Annotated in this window: 22 protein-coding genes and 1 riboswitch; of the genes, 20 read left to right on the top strand and 2 right to left on the bottom strand. The window is 35.3% G+C overall.

From position 1 onward, the window contains the following. Positions 1-125: 125 nt before the first annotated feature. The 8 genes from rluB (at position 126) to MHH45_RS08860 (ending at position 9,040) form a co-directional block, all read left to right on the top strand. Positions 126-854 carry a 23S rRNA pseudouridine(2605) synthase RluB gene (gene rluB, locus MHH45_RS08895; RefSeq protein ID WP_016114060.1) on the top strand — a complete coding sequence of 243 codons (729 nt, stop codon included), beginning with the start codon at positions 126-128 and terminating at the stop codon, positions 852-854. 186 nt (positions 855-1,040) lie between these two features. Then, positions 1,041-1,562, top strand: coding sequence for a thiol-disulfide oxidoreductase ResA (gene resA, locus MHH45_RS08890; RefSeq protein ID WP_016114061.1), 522 nt, complete (start codon positions 1,041-1,043; stop codon positions 1,560-1,562). Between the two features lie 149 nt (positions 1,563-1,711). Next, positions 1,712-3,337 (top strand): cytochrome c biogenesis protein ResB, encoded by a 1,626-nt coding sequence (locus MHH45_RS08885; RefSeq protein WP_033671058.1) that lies wholly within the window; start codon positions 1,712-1,714, stop codon positions 3,335-3,337. A 14-nt stretch (positions 3,338-3,351) separates the two neighbouring features. Then, positions 3,352-4,509 carry a c-type cytochrome biogenesis protein CcsB gene (gene ccsB / locus MHH45_RS08880; protein ID WP_016132642.1) on the top strand — a complete coding sequence of 386 codons (1,158 nt, stop codon included), beginning with the start codon at positions 3,352-3,354 and terminating at the stop codon, positions 4,507-4,509. Between the two features lie 353 nt (positions 4,510-4,862). Further along, positions 4,863-5,579, top strand: coding sequence for a DNA-binding response regulator ResD (gene resD / locus MHH45_RS08875; protein ID WP_026008430.1), 717 nt, complete (start codon positions 4,863-4,865; stop codon positions 5,577-5,579). Next, positions 5,579-7,354, top strand: coding sequence for an ATP-binding protein (locus MHH45_RS08870; protein ID WP_088094151.1), 1,776 nt, complete (start codon positions 5,579-5,581; stop codon positions 7,352-7,354). Before resD ends, MHH45_RS08870 begins: the two co-directional genes overlap by 1 nt. A 415-nt stretch (positions 7,355-7,769) precedes the next feature. Continuing rightward, positions 7,770-8,342: a cob(I)yrinic acid a,c-diamide adenosyltransferase gene (locus MHH45_RS08865; protein WP_016114066.1), complete on the top strand. Its 573-nt coding sequence runs from the start codon at positions 7,770-7,772 to the stop codon at positions 8,340-8,342. Positions 8,343-8,425: 83 nt separating this feature from the next. Continuing rightward, positions 8,426-9,040 carry a peptidoglycan DD-metalloendopeptidase family protein gene (locus MHH45_RS08860; protein WP_016114067.1) on the top strand — a complete coding sequence of 205 codons (615 nt, stop codon included), beginning with the start codon at positions 8,426-8,428 and terminating at the stop codon, positions 9,038-9,040. A 30-nt stretch (positions 9,041-9,070) separates the two neighbouring features. Here MHH45_RS08860 and MHH45_RS08855 read toward each other — a convergent pair whose 3' ends face one another. Beyond that, positions 9,071-9,757, bottom strand: a complete 687-nt coding sequence (locus MHH45_RS08855; RefSeq protein ID WP_016114068.1) for a hypothetical protein — start codon at positions 9,755-9,757, stop codon at positions 9,071-9,073. Positions 9,758-10,023: 266 nt separating this feature from the next. Next, a riboswitch (FMN riboswitch) is annotated at positions 10,024-10,161 on the top strand. A gap of 163 nt (positions 10,162-10,324) precedes the next feature. On the opposite strand from MHH45_RS08855, the gene MHH45_RS08850 reads away from it, so the two are divergent. After that, entirely contained in the window at positions 10,325-10,903 is a 579-nt protein-coding gene (locus tag MHH45_RS08850; RefSeq protein ID WP_016114069.1) for an ECF transporter S component, read from the top strand. 117 nt (positions 10,904-11,020) lie between these two features. On the opposite strand, the gene MHH45_RS08845 is transcribed toward MHH45_RS08850, so the two are convergent. Then, positions 11,021-11,269, bottom strand: a complete 249-nt coding sequence (locus MHH45_RS08845) for a ferredoxin (protein WP_003206564.1) — start codon at positions 11,267-11,269, stop codon at positions 11,021-11,023. Between the two features lie 319 nt (positions 11,270-11,588). Here MHH45_RS08845 and MHH45_RS08840 point away from each other — a divergent pair, with 319 nt between their 5' ends. From MHH45_RS08840 to MHH45_RS08790, 11 genes are all read left to right on the top strand, one after another. After that, entirely contained in the window at positions 11,589-12,650 is a 1,062-nt protein-coding gene (locus tag MHH45_RS08840) for a helix-turn-helix domain-containing protein (protein ID WP_088094152.1), read from the top strand. Then, positions 12,640-14,187 carry a RecQ family ATP-dependent DNA helicase gene (locus MHH45_RS08835; RefSeq protein ID WP_016114071.1) on the top strand — a complete coding sequence of 516 codons (1,548 nt, stop codon included), beginning with the start codon at positions 12,640-12,642 and terminating at the stop codon, positions 14,185-14,187. The genes MHH45_RS08840 and MHH45_RS08835 overlap by 11 nt, the downstream gene beginning before the upstream one ends. Then, positions 14,168-14,731, top strand: a complete 564-nt coding sequence (locus tag MHH45_RS08830) for a CPBP family intramembrane glutamic endopeptidase (protein ID WP_016114072.1) — start codon at positions 14,168-14,170, stop codon at positions 14,729-14,731. The genes MHH45_RS08835 and MHH45_RS08830 overlap by 20 nt, the downstream gene beginning before the upstream one ends. A gap of 22 nt (positions 14,732-14,753) precedes the next feature. Beyond that, the gene (locus MHH45_RS08825; protein WP_016114073.1) at positions 14,754-15,236 is read left to right on the top strand and encodes a LysM peptidoglycan-binding domain-containing protein; all 483 of its coding nucleotides are present in this window, start codon (positions 14,754-14,756) and stop codon (positions 15,234-15,236) included. 137 nt (positions 15,237-15,373) lie between these two features. Beyond that, entirely contained in the window at positions 15,374-16,147 is a 774-nt protein-coding gene (locus MHH45_RS08820) for a metallophosphoesterase (RefSeq protein ID WP_006094245.1), read from the top strand. Positions 16,148-16,175: 28 nt separating this feature from the next. Next, positions 16,176-17,075, top strand: a complete 900-nt coding sequence (locus tag MHH45_RS08815) for a MerR family transcriptional regulator (RefSeq protein ID WP_016132650.1) — start codon at positions 16,176-16,178, stop codon at positions 17,073-17,075. 77 nt (positions 17,076-17,152) lie between these two features. Next, positions 17,153-17,755 carry a genetic competence negative regulator gene (locus MHH45_RS08810; RefSeq protein WP_006094247.1) on the top strand — a complete coding sequence of 201 codons (603 nt, stop codon included), beginning with the start codon at positions 17,153-17,155 and terminating at the stop codon, positions 17,753-17,755. A gap of 259 nt (positions 17,756-18,014) precedes the next feature. Next, a complete protein-coding gene (gudB, locus tag MHH45_RS08805; RefSeq protein WP_003196304.1) occupies positions 18,015-19,298 on the top strand; it encodes an NAD-specific glutamate dehydrogenase in 1,284 nt (427 codons plus the stop codon). Between the two features lie 335 nt (positions 19,299-19,633). Beyond that, positions 19,634-19,870, top strand: coding sequence for a DUF3961 domain-containing protein (locus tag MHH45_RS08800; RefSeq protein ID WP_033671033.1), 237 nt, complete (start codon positions 19,634-19,636; stop codon positions 19,868-19,870). Positions 19,871-19,948: 78 nt separating this feature from the next. After that, positions 19,949-20,479 carry a peptidoglycan recognition protein family protein gene (locus MHH45_RS08795; RefSeq protein ID WP_016114076.1) on the top strand — a complete coding sequence of 177 codons (531 nt, stop codon included), beginning with the start codon at positions 19,949-19,951 and terminating at the stop codon, positions 20,477-20,479. Positions 20,480-20,591: 112 nt separating this feature from the next. Further along, positions 20,592-21,575 (top strand): YpdA family putative bacillithiol disulfide reductase, encoded by a 984-nt coding sequence (locus MHH45_RS08790; RefSeq protein ID WP_088094153.1) that lies wholly within the window; start codon positions 20,592-20,594, stop codon positions 21,573-21,575. Position 21,576 lies beyond the last annotated feature (1 nt).

The raw sequence follows: 21,576 nt of genomic DNA, 5'->3' as shown, positions 1-21,576 counted from the left end.
TCGGCCTTTATAAGTTTAGAAACATAGCTATGTTGTTTACGATATGTTAGGCTGGCTGCTATATGTTCTGGCGGTTGCCAACTCCTTCTAATGAAGGTAAGATAAATTTGAGGTGAATAGTGGAAATGGAACGATTACAAAAAGTGATTGCGCAAGCAGGAATTGCATCAAGAAGAAAAGCTGAAGAACTTATTCAGCAAGGAAAAGTTAAAGTTAACGGTAAAGTAGTGACTGAGTTAGGGACGAAGGTAACTCCTCAAGATAAAGTAGAAGTAAATAATATCCCTCTTGAAAAAGAAGAACCAATTTATTTCTTACTATATAAACCAACTGGCGTAATTTCGAGCGTATCAGATGACAAAGGAAGAAAAGTTGTTACAGACTTTTTCCCTGAAATCAGACAGCGCCTATTCCCAATTGGTCGTTTAGACTATGATACGTCTGGCGTACTCCTTATGACAAACGATGGTGATTTTGCAAACATATTGATGCATCCAAAATATAAAGTTGAGAAAACATATGTTGCAAAAGTAAAAGGCCCATTAACAGGAGAGAAAATTCGCATGTTAGAAAAAGGTGTTGTATTAGAAGATGGAAAGACAGCACCAGCACGTGTGAAAATCCTTTCTTGGGATAAGCGTAAAGAGATGGCTATTGTACAATTAACGATCCATGAAGGACGTAATCGTCAAGTTCGTCGTATGTTTGAAGCGCTTGGCTGTAAAGTAATGAAATTAAAACGTGAACGTTATGCTTTCTTAGAAGCAGGAAGTCTACGCCCTGGTGATGCAAGAGAGTTATCACCTCATGAAGTAAAACAATTACGTGCGCTTGCTTCTACAAAACCGAGATAAGTGGTAAAGTGAAACTTCCATCCGTGGGGGGATTTTATCCCCTATGGATGATTAGTTGAACCGATCGTTTTGGTGAGTGATTATGGAGGCATATATATTAAAATAAACAAATGCTTGAAGTAAAGGACAAGTTAGTAGTTACAGAAATTTTTTACATATAAATTCATCAAAGAGAGGGGAGAGAGTATGAAGAAGAATCGCTTACTATTTCGCATTCTCATTTTGCTTATTTTAAGCGTGGCAGTAGGATTCACACTTTATCAAGGTTTTTTTGTTGATAAGGAAAAAATGCAAATCGGGAAAAAAGCACCTAACTTTGTTGTTTCAGATTTAGAAGGAAAAAAAATCGAGCTAAATGACCTGAAAGGAAAAGGTGTATTTTTAAATTTTTGGGGAACGTGGTGCAAACCATGTGAAAAAGAGATGCCTTATATGAATGAATTATATCCTAAATATAAAGAAAAAGGCGTTGAAATCATCGCATTAGATGCAGATGAAACGAATATTGCGGTGAAAAATTTTGTGAATCAATATGGATTAAAGTTCCCTGTTGCAATTGATAAAGGGCAAGAAATAATTGGTACATATGGCGTTGGTCCACTGCCAACAACATTTTTAATTGATAAAGAAGGAAATGTAATCGAGAAAATTACTGGTACACAAACAAAGGAACAAATGGAGGAATATTTAAAGAAAATTACTCCTTAGTAAAGAAAGCCTTTACATAACGAATAGTAAAAGAGTTTGATAGATGAAGGTGCTTTGCTTCGTCTTAGTACCTCTCTTGAAAATTCTGAGTATTGCGGTAACTTACACTTGGAAGATACAATGATAAATAGAAACAAGAGGCGGTGAGAATATTGGAACAGATAAAGTGTGAATGTGGACATGTAAATCCAATAGGCACAATTTTTTGTGAAGCTTGCGGGAAACCTTTTGAAAACAAGGAAGATACGAGGTTATTAGATATGCGATATGAGGGGAGTGCCCGGCGCTCTCTTACTCATACGAGAACGATAGTAGATAAAGTGTGGAGTTTTTTTTCTTCCGTAAAGGTGGGGATATGGCTCATTGTTATCACTCTATTAACATCAGCAGTTGGAACCATATTTCCGCAAGAAATGTATATACCTCCAGGTGTTACACCAAGTGAATATTATGAACAGGAATATGGTTTTCTTGGACAACTATATTACCAATTGGGTTTTAATAAATTATATAGCTCATGGTGGTATATAATTTTAATTGCGTCGATTGGTGTGTCACTTGTGATATGTAGTTTAGATCGTGTAATTCCGCTTTATAAAGCTTTAAAAAAGCAGGGTGTAAAAAGACACCCAAGTTTTTTAAAGAGACAACGATTGTATGGGACAGGCTCTCCGAAAGAGGGGGATCTAGAACAGATTCAAGCCAATTTAAAGAAAAAAAATTACAATGTAAGAGTCGAAGGCGAAAATATTTTAGCGGAAAAAGGAAGATTCTCTCGCTGGGGTCCATATGTGAATCATATCGGTCTTATCATTTTTCTATTCGGAGCAATGCTACGTTTTCTTCCAAGTATGTATGTGGATGAAGCGCTGTGGCTACGTGATGGGGAAACAAAAGAGATCCCAGGAACTGATGGGAAATATTATTTGAAGAACGAGAAATTTATAAAAGAAGTTTATGACAAGAGCAAAGATGATAAAGTATTTAATGATGCGATTGAGCGTGTAGGCGACAAAATGATCGCTAAAAATTACCAAACGAATGCTGTGTTGTATAAAGCTGTAGGCGAAAATTTAGCTGGACAAAAACCAAAGTTAGAAAAGGTAAAGGAATCTAAAATTAAGGTGAATGAACCGTTAAAATTTGATCAGTTTGCTCTATATCAACTAGATTTTAAAGAAAATGAATTTGGTAGTATGTCTTTTTCTTTACAGAAAAAAGACAATCAGCAAAAATGGAACCCCATTAAAGTTAACTTGGAAAATCCAAAAGAAACATACGATTTAGGAGATGGGTATTCTATAAAATTATTAAGTTATTTTCCTGATTTTTATTTTGATGAGAATGGTCAGCCGAATACAAAAACAAAGATTCCAAATAACCCAGCTTTTGTTTTTAAAATGTTTACACCAGAGACGCCAGAAGGGGAAGTGAGTTTTGTAGGTATACAACAAAACATAGAACCTGAAGGAAACAATCAATATAAAATGACCTTTGCAGGAGTAGAAATGCGAAATGCAACAGGGCTTATTGTAAGAAAAGATTTGACACTGTGGATTCTTGGAATCGGAGGATTTATTTTCATGGTTGGTGTGATTCAAGGGATGTATTGGAATCATCGTCGTATCTGGATACAACGTGTTAAAGATGAATGGTGGATTGCTGGCCATACAAATAAAAACTGGTTTGGTTTGCGGAAAGATATTGAGAAAGTACTTGAAGGAACAACAATTCCACAGCCATATGACAAAGTGAATGATCAAAAAAATAGTTAAGGCGGGGAGAATATATGGTGCAAATAAGTAGTAATTTTCTATTTGCGGCTTTCATCTTATATTTAATTGCAACACTGTTCTTTGGAGGAGCAATTAAAGAAAAAGGGCGGAAGTGGGCGAATGTAGGTATAACTATAACGATTTTAGGATTTGTCGCTCAAACTGTATACTTTGTAACAAGGTGGATCGCTTCAGGGCATGCACCAGTAAGTAATTTCTTTGAGTTTGGTACATTCTTCGGCATGATGCTTGTTGGTGCTTTTATTGTTATGTATTTCATGTATCGTGTAAGTATAGTCGGACTATTCGCTTTACCAGTAGCCCTTTTATTAATTGCATATGCAAGTATGTTTCCGAGAGAAATTTCACCGCTTATTCCATCGTTGAAAAGTAATTGGCTACATATTCATGTAACAACGGCGGCAGCTGGACAAGCTATTTTAGCAATTAGTTTTATTACAGGTGTCATATATTTGCTTAAAAATGTAGATCAGTCAAAAAGGACGAAACGGACATTTTGGTTAGAAACAGTTGTGTTTACACTCGTTTGCGCTGTCGGATTCATAGCGGTAACAACAGTTTATTCGGCAACGAAATATGAAGCAAAGTTTCAATGGGTGGATAAAAATGAACAAAAAGTCGAGATGAAATATAATCTGCCTGCACTAGTTGGACCCCATGAAGGGAAGTTAATAACAACTGGAAAACTTGAACCTATTGCAGAAATGCCTGCTATAATAAATGCAAAGAAATTAAATACAGTAATTTGGTCACTGCTTATTGGAACGGGACTATATATTATATTAAGATTAATTTTACGAAAAAGAGTATCAGCGGCCCTTCAGCCAGTAGTAAAAAACGTTAACAGTGATTTACTTGATGAAATTGGATATCGATCTATTGCAATTGGATTCCCAATCTTTACGTTAGGAGCGTTAATTTTTGCGATGATTTGGGCACAAATTGCATGGACGCGCTTTTGGGGGTGGGATCCAAAAGAGGTATGGGCACTCATTACATGGCTCTTTTATGCTGCAGTTTTACATTTACGTCTATCTAAAGGTTGGCATGGTGAGAAGTCGGCATGGCTTGCGGTAATTGGATTTGCCATTATAATGTTTAACTTTATAGCTGTAAACTTAATTATTGCTGGTTTACACTCATATGCGTAAGGTTTTTTCTCTTTTTTAGAGGGACATACCGTTTAGTTAAACGTAATAAAATAGGAAAGTGGTTGTCACTTTCCTATTTTATTTTTGTCAATTTCTTTTCTTTTTTGAGAAAAACATGGCAAAATAAAGGTTGATTTTGTAAAATGATGTGAGGACTAAATGTCCTGTTCAAAAAAAATACATATTTTTGGAAAAGAAATGAACAAACTTTATTATTCTTGTGAAGTATAATTGTTAAGGTGGAAGTCGGACGCTTTAGAATTATCTATTATGAGATAAAAGTAAAAACAGTATTATATTGTAGAGAGGTAGGTGTGAACCGTTGTCATGTTTTTTTCGGGCAGCGGGAAGCAATGGAAAATGAACCAAGAATTTTAATTGTGGATGATGAAGATCGTATTCGTCGTTTATTAAAAATGTATTTAGAAAGAGAACAATATACAATCGATGAGGCTGACAATGGTGATACAGCCTTAGAAAAAGCATTGCAAAATGACTATGATTTAATCTTATTGGATATCATGATGCCTGGAAAAGATGGAATTGAAGTGTGTAAAGGGATTCGCGAGAAAAAAGCAACACCAATTATTATGCTGACAGCTAAAGGTGAAGAAGTAAACAGGGTGCAAGGATTTGAAGTTGGCTCGGATGATTATATTGTAAAGCCGTTTAGTCCACGTGAAGTAGTTCTTCGTGTAAAAGCGGTCTTGCGACGTTCTGTGACAACAACATTCTTTACACAAGATACAACAACAAAAGATATTATTGTATTCCCGCATTTAACAATTGATAACGATGCGCATCGCGTTACTGCTGATGGTGATGAAGTCAATTTAACACCAAAGGAATATGAATTGTTACTATTTTTAGCAAAGGCTCCTGATAAAGTATTTGATCGTGAGCAATTATTAAAAGAGGTATGGCAATATGAATTCTTTGGAGACCTGCGTACAGTAGATACGCACGTAAAGCGTTTACGTGAAAAATTAAGTAAAAAATCAGCTGATGCAGCGAAGATGATCGTAACTGTATGGGGTGTTGGTTATAAGTTTGAGGTTGTGAACGACTGATGCTTTGGAGAAGTGTAGTAGGAAAGCTATGGATGACCATATTGCTTCTTGTTTCATTTGTTCTTGGCTTTGTTGCCATTTTGCTTTCACAGTTTTTTGATAATTACTATATTGAAATGAGTGAAACAAGGCTTACAAAAGTAGCGACAAGTGTTTCAGAATTAATAGAAGAAGGTGCAGACGAAAAGACGATTGAGAATATTGCGTATAAGTTTGCCGATCCACTCTCACGAATTATTATTGTAAAAGGGGATCATGAAGTTTCTTCTTCACCGAAACAAGAAGGATTGGTGGATCTTACAATAGAAGATCTGAAAAAGGATAAAGATTTAGCAGCTGTTTTTATAGATAAAAAAGAAAATAAAGAAAAAATAAAAAAAGTGTCTGATGACAAAACGAAGAAAAACTCTGAAAATGATATTATGATTGTTGGCAAGCCGCTGCAATCATCAAATCATAGTGCGGTGTTTGTGTATCAATCATTGCAAGTTCCGAAACAAGGTATGGAAAAAGCGACAGATTTTATTTTTTTATCAGCGGGAATTGCGATTATTTTAACAACGTTCTTTGCATTTTTCTTATCGACACGAATTACAGCTCCACTTCGTAAAATGCGTGAAGTGGCCTTTGAAGTAGCGCGCGGGAAATTTGATACGAAAGCACCTATGGTTTCGCAAGACGAGATAGGAGAGCTAGCAACGGCGTTAAATCAAATGGGAAAACAATTAAAGTTTAATATTAATGCACTACAGCAAGAAAAAGAACAACTTTCTAGTATCTTAAGCAGTATGGCAGATGGGGTTGTAACGCTGAATCAAGAGTGTGAGGTTGTTGTTATCAATCCGCCGGCGGAGCATTTTTTACAAGTTTGGCAAGAAGAAAAAGAGTTGGAATTAAGTAGGGATTTACCGCCGGAACTTGTTGAGTTGTTTCATCTTGTAGTAGAAAGTGAGCAACAGCAAGTCATTGAAATTAATTTACAAAAGGGTAACTACGTTGTCCTTATGACGCCGCTATATAATCAAACAAAAATTCGCGGTGCTGTGGCGGTGCTTCGTGATATGACAGAAGAACGTCGCCTTGAAAAAATGCGTCAAGATTTTATTGCGAATGTGTCTCATGAATTGCGCACACCGATGGTTATGCTCCAAGGGTATAGTGAGGCAATCTTGGATGATATTGTTCAAACAAAAGAAGAAATAAATGAATTTGTACAAATTATTTATGATGAGTCAGTTCGTTTAGGTCGCCTTGTGAATGAGCTTTTAGATTTAGCGCGTATGGAAAGTGGTCATGTTGAATTGCATATATCTGAAGTGGATATTCATCCATTTGTTGAGAAGATTGGACGCAAATTTCAAGGGATTGCAAAAGAAAAAAATGTGCAGTTAACAGTTGATTTCCGTAATCCAATTGAGCAACATTCGTTTGATCCAGATCGTATGGAGCAAGTATTAACGAACTTAATTGACAATGCAATCAGGCATACAAATGCAGGTGGTCATGTTGAGCTTATTATTGATACGAAAAATAATGGACTCATGTTTGAAGTGCAAGATTCAGGTGCTGGTATTCCTGAAGAAGACATTCCGTTCTTGTTTGATCGTTTTTATAAAGCTGATAAAGCAAGAACACGTGGGAAAACAGGTGGTACTGGTTTAGGGCTTGCAATTGCTAAAAATATTGTACAAGGGCATAATGGTAAAATTTCTATATCAAGTGTCGTTGGAGAAGGAACAATATTCTCTGTATATTTACCAGGTCAATCAATATAAGTGATATTGTTGTGAGCGAATACTGAAGTTCTAGTATTTTTTATTCTTTTTGAGTTTATAATATTTTCTCAATGGAATGAAGAATATTAGAGCTTTTTGTTTTATTGTACTATTTGTAGATGGTAGTCTCTCTATGAAAGCTGATTGAAAGACAAGAAGCTTAGACTAAGGAAAGAATAAATCCATGTTGATTTGCTGGCATATAAGTCACGGCTATGAAAACAAAAGAAGGTCTCCGCTCATTTTCTCCTTCTGTTTTCACATGGCATGGGGCTAAAGGGTACTGATCGTTTCTACGCATAGTCGGATGCTCTCTCTCATCAAAAAAAGAAAGGTTTAAGCCGTTTTTTCAATGTATACTTACATTTGATGGATCGTGTAATGAATAAAAATTTAAAAGAGAGGTGTAGAATATTTGAAACTATATACGAAAACAGGAGATAAAGGACAAACGAGTATTATAGGTGGACGAGTTGATAAAGATCATATTCGTGTAGAAGCATATGGAACAATTGATGAGGCGAATTCTCATATTGGATATGCGATGACTATGCTTCAAGAAGAATGCTTTCAAGACATACATGAGGAGCTTGAAAAGATTCAGCATGAATTGTTTGATTGCGGTGGGGATTTAGCAATTGTGCAGCAAAAATTACCTTATAAAGTAACAGAAGAAATGGTCATATATTTAGAAGGACGAATTGATCACTACATAGAAGAAGCGCCACCATTAGAGTGTTTTATTTTACCTGGCGGGAGCCCAGCATCTGCGGTGATCCATGTTACACGTACGGTAACGCGAAGAGCTGAGCGCAATATTGTATCATTAGGAAAGCAAGAGGAAATAAATGAAGTTGTATTACGATATGTCAATCGATTATCTGATTATTTATTCGCAATAGCTAGGGTGATAAATGCTCGCCTTATGGTGAAAGATGTTGAATATAAACGAAGTGCAATTGTTTTTCGTAAAAAGGAAGTGGAGTAATTCACTTTCTTTTTTGTATACTTTTTTCCGTAATATACCACAATAGAGAAAGTGTGGCGGTTATTAAAAAACGGAGGATGTATATGAAAGGCTTAAAAGTCGGGATACTTGTCTTTGGATTGTTTTTTAGTTCTCAATTATATGTTTATGCTGAGGACGGGCGATGGACATGGCCGGTAGATGGAAGAATTAGTGACTATTTTGGAACAAGAAATGGAAAACACTATGGTATTGATATAGCTGCTCCAACCGGAACGCCGATTGCAGCTATCCGAGGTGGAACGGTGACAAAATCCTATTTTTCAAATAGTTATGGAAATGTAGTGTTTATTAAGCATGGAGAATATGAGGCCGTTTACGCCCATCTAAATAAGAGATATGTATTTCAAGGGAATCATATTACAAGAGGTGAGGTAATTGGTGAAGTGGGAAACACAGGTGAATCACGAGGTGCACATCTGCACTTAGAAGTTCATAAAGGTGCTTGGACATTTGGGAAAAGAAATGCAATGAATCCATTGTTTGTTTTAAACGAAGAAAGGGATCAAGTGGTTTCATCATCGATGTATATTGTGCAAAAAGGGGATACATTGGTCAGTATTGCCCGTAGGTTTGGCATGACTGTTCATGAGATAAAAGTAAAAAATGCATTACAACAAGATCGAATTTATCCAAATCAAAAATTATATATGAATTAAAAAAAGGGCTAGTAGGACTAGCTCTTTTTTTTACCAAAAAATAAAGACACATATAAATCCAGAAATGGCTAAATAGCTATAATAATAAAAGACCTTTGCTCTTGTTTTTTCGTTCGTTCGAAATAATACAATGGTTGGTTCAATTAGTCCAATTGTAAAGCAAAGTAGACCAAGAAGCATACAACCGATAGAAAAAGCATACAAGGCAACTTGTACTTGTTGGAATGGAATAATCCATTTTAATAAAAATGCAATAAGTGCGGTATAACAGATGCTACCAATGTATTTGTTTAAAGTTGTATTGGAACGAAAACCAGGGAGCTTTTTCAAAAAGGATCGGGAAACAACTTCTGTTTGTAAAGAAGTATGTTCTTCTATTATTTTTTGGGCTTCTTTTCCTTTATGGAAGAGAGAAAGAATCCAATTACGCTTTCCTTGGAAAACAAATTGTGATGTTGTTAAATAGTGATCAATTTTCACTTTATCCCAACTTTTCCACAGATGACGCTCGCATAGCTTTAGTTTACTTTCTGTTGTTTTATCATACTGATATACACTAATTCCTTCTTTGTCAAAAGTAGCATAGTATGTTTCTCTTGAAAATGCGCCTAAATCAATTGGACAGTAGAAAAGTAATTCCTTTTTTAAATAAAAGTATTCTTTTCTTAAGTTTTTTTTCATGGTTTCTTGAATAGAGTGTCTTTTTTCTTTCTTCATGACATTTCCTCCGTATTAAGAAAATGCTCTTATCTTAACAATTCAACATCTTATCACTTTTCTGTATGAATGACTAGGGAATTACGCGGGAAAAAGTCAGATTGTAAAAAATATGGATTGTGTTGTCAAATAATTCGATAGCTTTTTTATTGAGTATTAATAAGACGAATCTTATATAGAGTGATGCTTACTATTCGTAAGTTATAAACATTTTTATTCACAACTGTATGATGTTGTTGTATAATGGTGAAGAAAATAGAATATCGGTCTATCTTCGGGGCAGGGTGAAAATCCCGACCGGCGGTGATGAACAGTTGTTTTTCGTTCTAAGCCCGCGAGCCGTTAAGGCAGGATTTGGTGAGATTCCAAAGCCGACAGTATAGTCTGGATGGGAGAAGATGGAGGTTCAAGCGTTCAAAAAAGATAGGTATTTGAACGTCTGTTTGATGTGCCTAAAAATTCTCCCTTTGTGTTATACGCAAAGGGTTTTTTCGTATCATGAATAAATAGGCATAGCGGAACCTTTCCACTTTCCATGAGATGATCGATGGAAAAGGAGAGAGAATGATGAAACAAAAGAACAGTGTAGTACAAATGGTAAGTGTAGCGATGCTTAGTAGTATTGCGTATTTGCTTATGATGTTGGATTTTCCATTTCCAGGACTTCCGCCGTTTTTAAAAATTGACTTTAGTGATGTGCCAGCTTTAATTGCAGCGATTATTTTTAGTCCGATTGCAGGTGTAGTTGTAGAAGGAATAAAAAATATTCTTCACTATGGAATTCAAGGAAGTTTAACGGGGGTTCCAGTTGGAGAAATAGCGAACTTTATTGCGGGATGTTTATTTATTGGACCAGCAACTTTCTTATTCCGAAAGTATCGTACAGTAAAAAGTTTAACAACAGGGTTAATGTTAGGGACGGTTACTATGTCTATCATTATGAGTGTGTTAAATTATTTCATCATTTTACCAGCTTACACTTGGTTTTTAAATCAGCCTGCTATGTCTAGTAGTGGTATGCGACAAATTATTGTAGCGGCAATTCTGCCATTTAATTTAATTAAGGGAATTGTTGTAACAGTTGTATTTGTAGCGCTGTTCTCACGTTTGAAAGTGTGGGTATTTGCAAAAATGAAAAATGCATAGAAACTTTGACCATCAGCGGGAGAGTACCGCTGATGGTCTTTTTATTTGTGAGTTAGATCAATAACAAAAGATCCCCCTCATAAAATGAGGGGGATCTTTTGAAGTTAATAAAAAAGACTATTCGAATTTTAAAGCGTCGCCATCGAATGATTCGTCAGCAACTTTAATTGAGTCAGTTGGGCAACCTTCAAATGCGTCCATCATGTCGTCAATTAATACATCTGGAATTTCAACGATACCTTGGTTATCATCTAATGTTACAAATGCAATACCTTCATCATCGTAGTCATAAATGTCTGGTGCAGCAGCTCCGCAAGCTCCACATGCGATGCAAGTGTCTTTATCAACAATTGTATATTTTGCCATATTTCTTTCCCTCCTGATAATATGTATGTGAAAATAGTCGCCATAAAAATTATAACCTTATTGTAAAACGGTTTTTCAAACTTTTCAACATAAAATTATAATGATAATGCTTATCAATTAGAGTGTCAACTTATTTTTGATTTATTTCACAAGATTTTCAAAATGCCTAAATGCTGTACAGTTTGATACAATAGACAATATAAAGTGAAGCTTCCATCAATGGAAGCTTTTCACCTCCGGCTGATGGGAGGCCTTCACCAATTAGGCTGTTACTGCCAGCGCATAGCAAGATAAATGTAATTGAAAGGTGGAAGCGGTGATGCAGTTACAATATACTGTATTGTATTGTATAAAACAATTAAATGGTGAACGAACTGTTTCTTCCATTTATCACCTTTTAAAAGGAAAACGTTCTTCACAAACACTACAAGACGGAAATATATTTCACATTTCTTTTCTGTTTGGAATATACAAATCATTACAACGTTCTGATTATGATCAGGAAATTGAACATGTATTGCATAAAGAATGGATTCAGAATGTACATGGAAATACGTACATTTTAACTGATGCTGGAAAGGAACAACTGGAAACTTGGAAAAAAACACTTTCTTTTCCACAGTATTTACATGGTTTACACTATGGTGATATTGGTGAAATCTTTTGGAAACGACTTTCATTAATTATTCAAACTGTGTCAAACTTACAACAACAGAATGCGAAATTTATTCCTATTCAACAAGATACAGAGGTAATGATGTGGGTCAAGCGGTTTCTCACCGGGATACCGTATGCAAGAAGTAAACTTGCGGAAGGTTTATGGAAAGAGATACATATGCTGTTGAAAGATACCTTGCCAATAGAAGCAACAATTTTTACATATCGACTAACAGGATATGAACGGATTGGATATACATTAAAACAACTTGCAGAAATTACAAACCAAGATGTATTTCGTGTATATCTTTTATTTTGGGGTACCATTCATTTCTTTATTCAATCTGTTCGAGATAATGAAAAAGATTTTCCATTATTAACAGAGATTATTTCTTATCCGAATGAAAGGGCAGATTTGTTTAGTTTATCAACAAAGAAAACATATCAGCTTTGGAGACAAGGGCGTTCTTTAGAGGAGATTGCAACAATTAGAAATTTAAAGGTTGCAACAATAGAGGATCATTTTGTTGAAATTGCATTACGAGAACGAGATTTTTCTATTGAAATGTTCATGGGGAAAAATAAAATTAAGCATGTGCAGCGCATTATTGAAACATTACAAACACGTAAGTTGCGTGTATTAAAGCAAGCGGTAGGAGAAACAGTTTCTTATTTTGAAATTCGTCTTGTGTTAGCGCAGATGGAGGGTGTAAATGAGACTTGAGGATTATCTGTATAAGTGGTTTGGTTATAACGAATTTCGTCAAGGGCAGAAAGAGGTTATTGTGGATTTGTTGCAAGGAAAAGATGTTGTGGCGATGCTTCCAACTGGAAGAGGAAAATCAATGTGCTATCAACTTCCAGGTCTTATGCAAGATGGAACAGTACTGATTGTTTCTCCATTACTATCCTTAATGGAAGATCAGGTAACGCAGCTTAAATATATAGTAAAGGATCGTGTGATTGCGTTTAATAGTTTCCGTACATTAACTGAGAAAAAAGAAGCGATAAAAAGATTATCTTCTTATAAATTTGTTTTTGTCTCGCCTGAAATGCTGCAAACTGAAGCAATAATAAGAGAACTAAAAAAGATTCATATTTCGCTATTTGTCGTTGATGAAGCACATTGTATTTCGCAATGGGGTTACGATTTTAGAACAGACTATAAAAAATTAGATCAAGTTATAGCGGCTATTGGACATCCTCCGGTATTAGCATTAACAGCTACTGCAACAAAAGAAGTATTACAAGATATTATAAAAAGTTTAAAACTTACGACTGTAGCAGAGCATGTGTATTCGATTGATCGTCCAAATATTGCAATGGAAGTACAATTTGTACAAACAATAGAAGAAAAAAAGGAAGCGCTTCTCACGCAAGTTACTTATTTACAAGGACCAGGAATTATTTATTGTTCTAGCAGGGCTTGGACGGAGCGCCTGACAGAATATTTAAGGAGTAAAGGTATAGCAGATGTTGCATTTTATCATGGTGGAATGGAACATGAAGAGCGGATGTTAATTCAGCAGCAATTTATGAATGATCAACTGCAGCTTGTTATATGTACAAGTGCATTTGGTATGGGGGTAAACAAGCCAAATACAAGATATATTATTCATTTTCATTATCCAGCAAATATTGCTTCTTATTTACAAGAAATCGGTAGAGCGGGAAGAGATGGAGAGATGAGTATTGCGATTCTACTTTGTAGTCCATTGGATCATGATCTACCAGTTTCTATCATTGAGGATGAATTACCAAATAAACAGCAAATTCAATTTTTATTTTCCTTACTACAAGAGAAGATGTTCCAAACGAAAGTATTGCCAATGCAAGATGTGGAAGAAATTTGTTATAATGCCGCAAGGTTTAGTGAGCAGCATTGGCGTTTTGTACGTTATCATTTAGAAAAGATGAAAATCATACAACAGAAGAAGCTCATTATGGAATCCTTGTCAGATGAGAAAATGAAAAAATTGATGTTAGAAGTGGACGGGCGTCTTCGGAATAAATATAGGCAATTAGAAAATATGAAATCGTGGCTCCAGTTTAAAGGGTGTAGACGGGAACAAATGCTACATCAATTTGGATATAAGAAGGAAGCTGAGGTGAAAAACTGCTGTGACTACTGCGGTATTTCCAAAGAAGATTATAAAAAAAGACAAGCAAGACAATCAATTTTCGACTATAATTGGGAAGCAGAGTTACAATTGCTCTTTGGTATGAGAGAACGGAGGAATGATGAACATTCAAAGGCGTAGTATTGAAGACATAGGTCCGAAAGAAATACGGCTTAACCTCTATATAACACAATTAATAATAATAGGTGTTGGCTGCGCATCAGCCTGTATATTATTTCCAAATAGGGATGAATTTTATGATATGTGGAAATGGGAACCTGTTTCCATCCTTATAATAGGCAGTGGAGTTGCGGGTGGTGTCATCTTATTTGATTATATTGCAATGCAAGTGTTCCCAGAATCGTGGTTTGATGATGGTGGAATTAATGAGCGGATGTTCCAAGGGATTTCTGTCATACAATTATTAGTTATTACGTTTGTTATTGGATTTGCTGAAGAATTTTTATTTCGGGGTGTGTTACAGACGCATTTCGGACTTGTAATTGCGAGCCTTATTTTTGCTGTTTTACATATTCGATATGTGATGAAGCCATTCTTATTTTGCTTTGTATGTATAATTAGTTTTGTATTTGGATATGTGTTTCAATGGACAGGAAATTTGTTTATAACAATTTTTGCACACTTTCTTGTTGATTTTATAATGGGACTTCAATTAAGAAAATAAATGAAAGGTGGTGGTGAACAGCATGAGGAAACAAATTCCCGATTTTGAAGAAGAATTGGAAGAAGAACAAACAGAAGAAGGTTTACCGCCGCGAAGTGAGGTTCATAGAAATAAAGAAAAGAAAAAATCTAAATTTAAGATTAACCACTTTTTTGTTCGAGTTTTAACATTTTTATTTATTTTGTTACCACTTAGTATTTTATGGTATACGGATAAGTATATCGAAGTAAAAAGTGCAAAAGAGAATGATGTCCCTGGAACAAATGCGTTTGAAGTGATTTTTTTCGATTCAAATAAACATGGTGAAGGAAAAAAGAAGCAGTCAGAAAAATTTGAAACGCATATTGTAAAAGAAGGTGAGACATTTGAAAGTATTGGGAAACAGTATTTTCCCAATGAAGATGGGGCTACAATCATTAAAAGTTATAACAATTTACAAGACAATCAGTTAGAAGTGGGAAAAGAATTGAAAATTCCTGTCAAAAAGAAAACGGAGAAGGAATAGTAGCTGTAAAATAATTTTTATATGAGTGATTGAAAAGGTGAATGAAGTCTTTTGTATCGGATGAGATTTTATCCATCTTTATTGCAATATAGCTTGATAAAATTACATATTGTTGAGAGGGAAGTTGAGAAAAATATATGTTGTGGATTTTAGGTGGCACGTTCATATGTATTGGCTTTATTTGTCTTTTTATGATGTATAGAGAAGCATTGCGTAATACATTGCTAGAACACACTTTATCATTTGTAAATTTCCCGGAAAGCTTTGGAAAGGTCAGAATATTTTTCATTTCAGATATTCATAGGAGAATTGTTTCGCCTTCTTTAATTGAAAATGTAAAAGGAAAAGCTGATTTTGTTATTATTGGCGGTGATTTAGCTGAGAAAGGTGTATCGTTATCACAAATTGCTGCTAATGTTCAAACATTAAGTAAAATTGGTCCTATATATTTTGTATGGGGAAATAATGATTATGAAATTGACTATCATGAACTAGATGCGTTATTACTAGAACATGGTGTGAAAATTTTAGATAATACAAGAGTGCTGTTTGAATCAGATTCTGGCGACAAGCTTTGCTTATTAGGGGTGGATGATGTTGGATTAGAACGGGATCGTTTAGACTTGGCACTAGCAGATTGTCAAGAAAATGGCTTTCGTATTCTTATTAGTCACAACCCTGTTATTGTAAACAAAATGTCTGGACAAGAACAAATTTCCCTCGTATTAAGTGGTCATACCCATGGGGGACAAATTCGTCTATTTCATTTTAAACGATATCTAAAAGGCGGCGTATATAAGTATCCGAATACAACTTTATTTGTGAGTAATGGGTATGGAACGACATTGATACCACTACGTTTTCGAGCTCCAGCCCAAACGCACTTAATTACGTTGCAAGGAAAAAAATAAGAGATGTTCGGTTTAAAGGTGGGAAAACATGCCAACTTTAAAAGGAAAATATAATATAAAAGCAGTTTCGAATATGCTTGGAATTCAGCCAAGTACGCTGCGGGCTTGGGAGAGACGATATCATATTATTGCTCCAAAGCGCAATGATGCTGGGCATCGCCTATATACAGAAGAGCATGTGAGAATTTTAAAATGGTTAATGCATAAAGTGAATGAAGGATTTACAATTGGTCAAGCAGTCCAGTTATTAGAAAGCAATCGATTGCAAAATCACAATTTAGTTGAAGTAGCGTACAGTACAGAAGTGTTTTTAGTAGACGATATCCTTCATTATTTGTTAAAATTTGATGAAAAGCATGCCCGTGAATTATTAAACGAGGCATTTGTTATTTATACAACAGAAAAAGTAATCACTCATATATTTGTTAAGATTATTGATAAATTGGAGACTATGCGGAGAAATGATGAGATAACAGCTGTACAAGAGCGGTATATAGATTCATTTTTATGTTCACGCATTGGAATGATTTATCATAATACGCATACTAATTTTATTTTGCCAAAAGCTTTGGCTATATGCGCACCAGGAGAATTGAATACATTAAACCTTTTTGTTTTCACAATATATTTACGTTTGAAAGGCTATCAAGCAACATATTTTGGGACAGGCCTAGAGGAAGATGAGATTCATACAGTTATTAAGCAATTTGCACCCAAATATGTGTTTATATCATGTTCAAAAGAGCGATATTTGAAAGGCGCACTAAATTTGATTAAGAAGTTGCAAAGTCAGAATTCAAAGATCTGCATAGGGCTTGTTGGATTTGCAAGTGAGTTTGTTTCAGATGAAGACAAGATCGGACTTCAAAATGTGTTCATTGGTGATACAAAAAAAGAATGGGATAAATGGTTAAATACGTCGGAATAGTTGTTCGAAAAGAACCATCTATTTTCTATTTCATATAATAAAAATTAGATACAACGGTTACGTAGGGAGGTTACAAGATGAGGCTGGAACGTTTAAATTATAATAAAATCAAAATTTTCCTAACGTTTGACGATTTATCTGAACGAGGATTGACGAAGGAGGATTTATGGAAAAATGCTCCGAAAGTGCAACAGTTATTTCGCGATATGATGCAAGAAGCAAATAAAGAACTTGGATTTGAAGCGGATGGTCCAATTGCGGTTGAAGTTTTTTCTTTACAAGCACAAGGAATGGTTGTAATTGTCACAAAAGAAAATCACGAAACCGATACAGAAGATGAGTTTCGTGATGAGTTTATTGAGATGCAAGTAACTCTAGATGAGAGTGAACATATATTGTATGAATTTGCAACGTTTGAAGATGTGATTACGTTGGCAAATCGTTTGTATAATCTCGGTGTAACCGGAGGGAAACTTTACACATGGGATGGGCGTTTTTATCTTTGGATGGAAGAAGAAACACCATTATTAAAGGCAGATATTATTGCGATTTTAGCAGAATACGGTAATTCTTCTACAGCAACAATTTATCGTATTATGGAATATGGAAAAGAATTAATGGATTCTCAAGCAATTCAGCAAATATACAAGTATTTTGTCTTAAAACAAAACCTCAGCTAGTAGAAATAGCTTGAGGTTTTGTTAGTATTTCGCGATATTAGAGAGACTAAAATACATTGTGATATAAAAAACATTTAAATATTTAAGTATTTTACTTTTCTAAAAGCAATAAAAGGACTATAATAATAGTGAAAACGCTTGCAATAAAGAATAGTTTGTATACATTTGTTAGCGTTTTCTATTGCATTCCAAATTTAACGGTGTATACTAGGCAATGAAGGTTTACTAAACAAGTGAAATTACAGGGGGTTTACTTACTATGGTAGCCGAAAAGGGAGCTCAAACACAAACACAACAAAGGGAGCAACATTTTGAATTGTTGAATTCAACTCAAATTGTTATTAACGAAGCCCTAGAAAAGTTGGGTTATCCAAACGAGGTATATGAATTACTGAAAGAACCAATTCGTATGATGACAGTGAAAATTCCAGTTCGTATGGATGACGGGACTGTTAAAATATTTACAGGATATCGCGCACAGCACAATGATGCTGTTGGTCCAACGAAAGGTGGAATTCGCTTCCATCCAAACGTAACAGAAAACGAAGTGAAAGCACTTTCTATTTGGATGAGTTTAAAATGTGGTATTGTTGATTTACCATATGGTGGAGGTAAAGGTGGTATCATTTGTGATCCACGTGAAATGTCTTTCCGTGAATTAGAAAGATTAAGCCGTGGATATGTACGAGCAATTAGCCAGATTGTTGGTCCAACAAAAGATATTCCTGCTCCAGATGTATTTACAAACTCACAAATTATGGCATGGATGATGGATGAATATAGCCGCATCGATGAATTTAATTCACCTGGATTTATTACAGGTAAACCGCTTGTATTAGGTGGATCTCACGGGCGTGAAACAGCAACTGCAAAAGGTGTAACAATCTGTATTCGCGAAGCTGCGAAAAAACGCGGTATCGATATTAAAGGCGCTCGCGTTGTTGTCCAAGGGTTTGGGAACGCTGGTAGCTTCTTAGCTAAATTTATGCATGATGCCGGTGCAAAAGTAATTGCGATTTCTGATGCTTACGGTGCACTACATGATCCAAATGGATTGGATATCGACTACTTACTAGATCGTCGTGACAGCTTCGGAACAGTAACGAAATTGTTTAACAATACAATTTCAAACAAAGAGCTATTAGAACTTGATTGTGATATTTTAGTTCCAGCTGCAATCGAGAACCAAATTACAGAAGAGAATGCTGCGGATATTAAAGCAAAAATTGTTGTAGAAGCAGCAAATGGTCCAACTACATTAGAAGCAACTAAAATTTTAACAGAACGCGGTATTTTACTTGTTCCTGATGTATTAGCAAGTGCTGGTGGTGTTACTGTATCTTACTTCGAATGGGTACAAAATAACCAAGGTTACTACTGGTCAGAAGAAGAAGTAGAACAACGTTTAGAAAAAGTAATGGTAAGATCATTCGATTCTATTTACGAAACATCACAAGTTCGTAAAGTGAACATGCGTTTAGCAGCCTATATGGTTGGTGTACGTAAAATGGCAGAAGCTAGCCGCTTTAGAGGCTGGGTATAATAGAATAAAGAGTTTAGAGAGAACGTGGTTTCCTTCAAGGAAACCACGTTTTTTTATCATTTTAACCGAGAAGACCCCCTCCTCTAAACGAAGTGAAGGTGGGTGGAGTTCAATGTTTGGAGTATGTATTGTTGGGCCAGTGATAGCTATCGTCTGGGGAATTATAATATTACTTTTAAAGTGGTTCGGTTAAATAATTACTATTAATAGGTGTAATATTGTTAAAAATGGATGCTCGATTACAAAAAAAACAAAAAAGAACACTTGTTCCATTGGAACGTTTGTGCTATACTCTCTTTAGATAAACAAAACGGAAACAAGATAAGGAGAGATTAATAATGAAAATGACAGCAGACCAAAGATTTATGATGCCAACAGATGTTATGGAACGGGTAGAGGTTTTACGGAAAAAACATGTGAAACGTTCATCTTTGTTACAATCCGTAAATAAATTTTTCGGTTTAGATACAAAAGAAGATCGTGTTTGGTTTTATGGGTTTTATGGAACTGCTGTAAGTATTTTACTATTTATGGTATTTACTTCAAATATTTTCGATTTTCTCTTTGCGTAAGAAATGTGCTATATAGATATCGAGGTTGAATACATATATAAGGAAGAAAGGTAATTTTCTAGAGCGGAGTTGATAAATATGGTGATGTTCCCTATAGAGCGAAATTATATTGGGTACGGAAGCTCACGACCAGGAATCCGCCTTTCGAAGGTGAGGTTTATTGTAAGTCATGATACAGGGAATCCTGGCAGCAATGCGATAGGAAATCGTGATTACTTTAACGAAATACAACCAAAAGCATCGGCGCATACTTTTGTAGATGATACAACCATTTTAGAAATTATCCCAATTGATGAGGTAGCGTATCATGTAAGATATAATGTACCAACAGACAATGATTTGTTTGGTTATGATGCGAACAAAGCGGCAATTGGTGTTGAAATGTGTTACGGAGGTAGTATTAATTTTTGGGATTCTTACACGCGATTTACATGGTACCATGCCTATTTATGTCATACATTCAATTTGAATCCTAAAACAGATATTGTATCTCATAAAAAACTCGATCCGAAGAGAAAGATTGATCCAGAAAATGTATTGGGACAACAAGGAATCCGATTTAGACAATTTTTAGCGGACGTCTATCGAATGTATGTATCGTTTAGATGACAAATATATGAAAAATGAATACAATAAAGATAGGTGCCTACTGCTGAAAGTAGGTTTTTTCTTGTTTTGTAATAAATAGAGATTGAGGCAGAAGACTAGGAGTGAACCAAGTATGCAAAAAGAAACAGCTATTATAATCGGGGGCGGACCGTGTGGATTAGCAGCAGCGATTTCACTGCAGCAACAGGGAATCAATCCACTAGTAATTGAAAAAGGAAATATTGTGAATGCGATTTATCATTATCCGACTCATCAAACGTTTTTTTCCTCTAGTGAAAAGTTAGAGATTGGTGATGTTGCTTTTATTACAGAAAACCGCAAGCCAGTTCGTAATCAAGCGCTTGCGTATTATCGTGAAGTGGTAAAGCGTAAAGGTGTACGAGTAAATGCATTTGAACGCGTAGAACAAGTGCAAAAAGATGGGGACTTCTTTAGAGTAAGTACGACGAAGCGTGATGGGAATACGGAAACATACGCTGCGAAATATATCGTAGTGGCAACGGGATATTATGATAATCCAAACTATATGAACGTTCCTGGAGAAAAATTGGAGAAAGTATCTCATTATTTTAAAGAAGGACATCCTTATTTTGACCGAGATGTAGTTGTAATAGGAGGGAAAAATTCAAGTGTAGATGCTGCGCTCGAACTTGTAAAAGCTGGAGCACGTGTAACGGTGTTATATCGCGGGGGAGAATATTCGCAGAGTATTAAGCCGTGGATTTTACCTGAATTTGAAGCGTTAGTGCGTAATGGCACGATTCAAATTCAGTTTCATGCTCACGTAAAAGAAATTACCGAACATACACTTACGTATACAAGTAACGGAGAGTCATTTACGATTCAAAATGATTTTGTGTTTGCGATGACGGGGTACCATCCAGATCATAGTTTCTTAACAAAAATAGGAGTAGAAATTGATAAAGAAACAGGGCGCCCAATGTATACAGAAGAAACAATGGAAACGAATGTGGAGAATATCTTTATTGCGGGTGTTATTGCAGCTGGAAATAATGCGAATGAAATTTTTATTGAGAATGGAAGATTTCATGGTGGAGCAATTACACAAACAGTTGTATCAAGAGAACAAAAATAAG

The sequence above is a fragment of the Bacillus sp. FSL K6-0042 genome, from assembly GCF_038006685.1.
Taxonomy (GTDB): domain Bacteria; phylum Bacillota; class Bacilli; order Bacillales; family Bacillaceae_G; genus Bacillus_A; species Bacillus_A pseudomycoides.
This window is presented reverse-complemented; position numbering and strand designations above follow the sequence as displayed.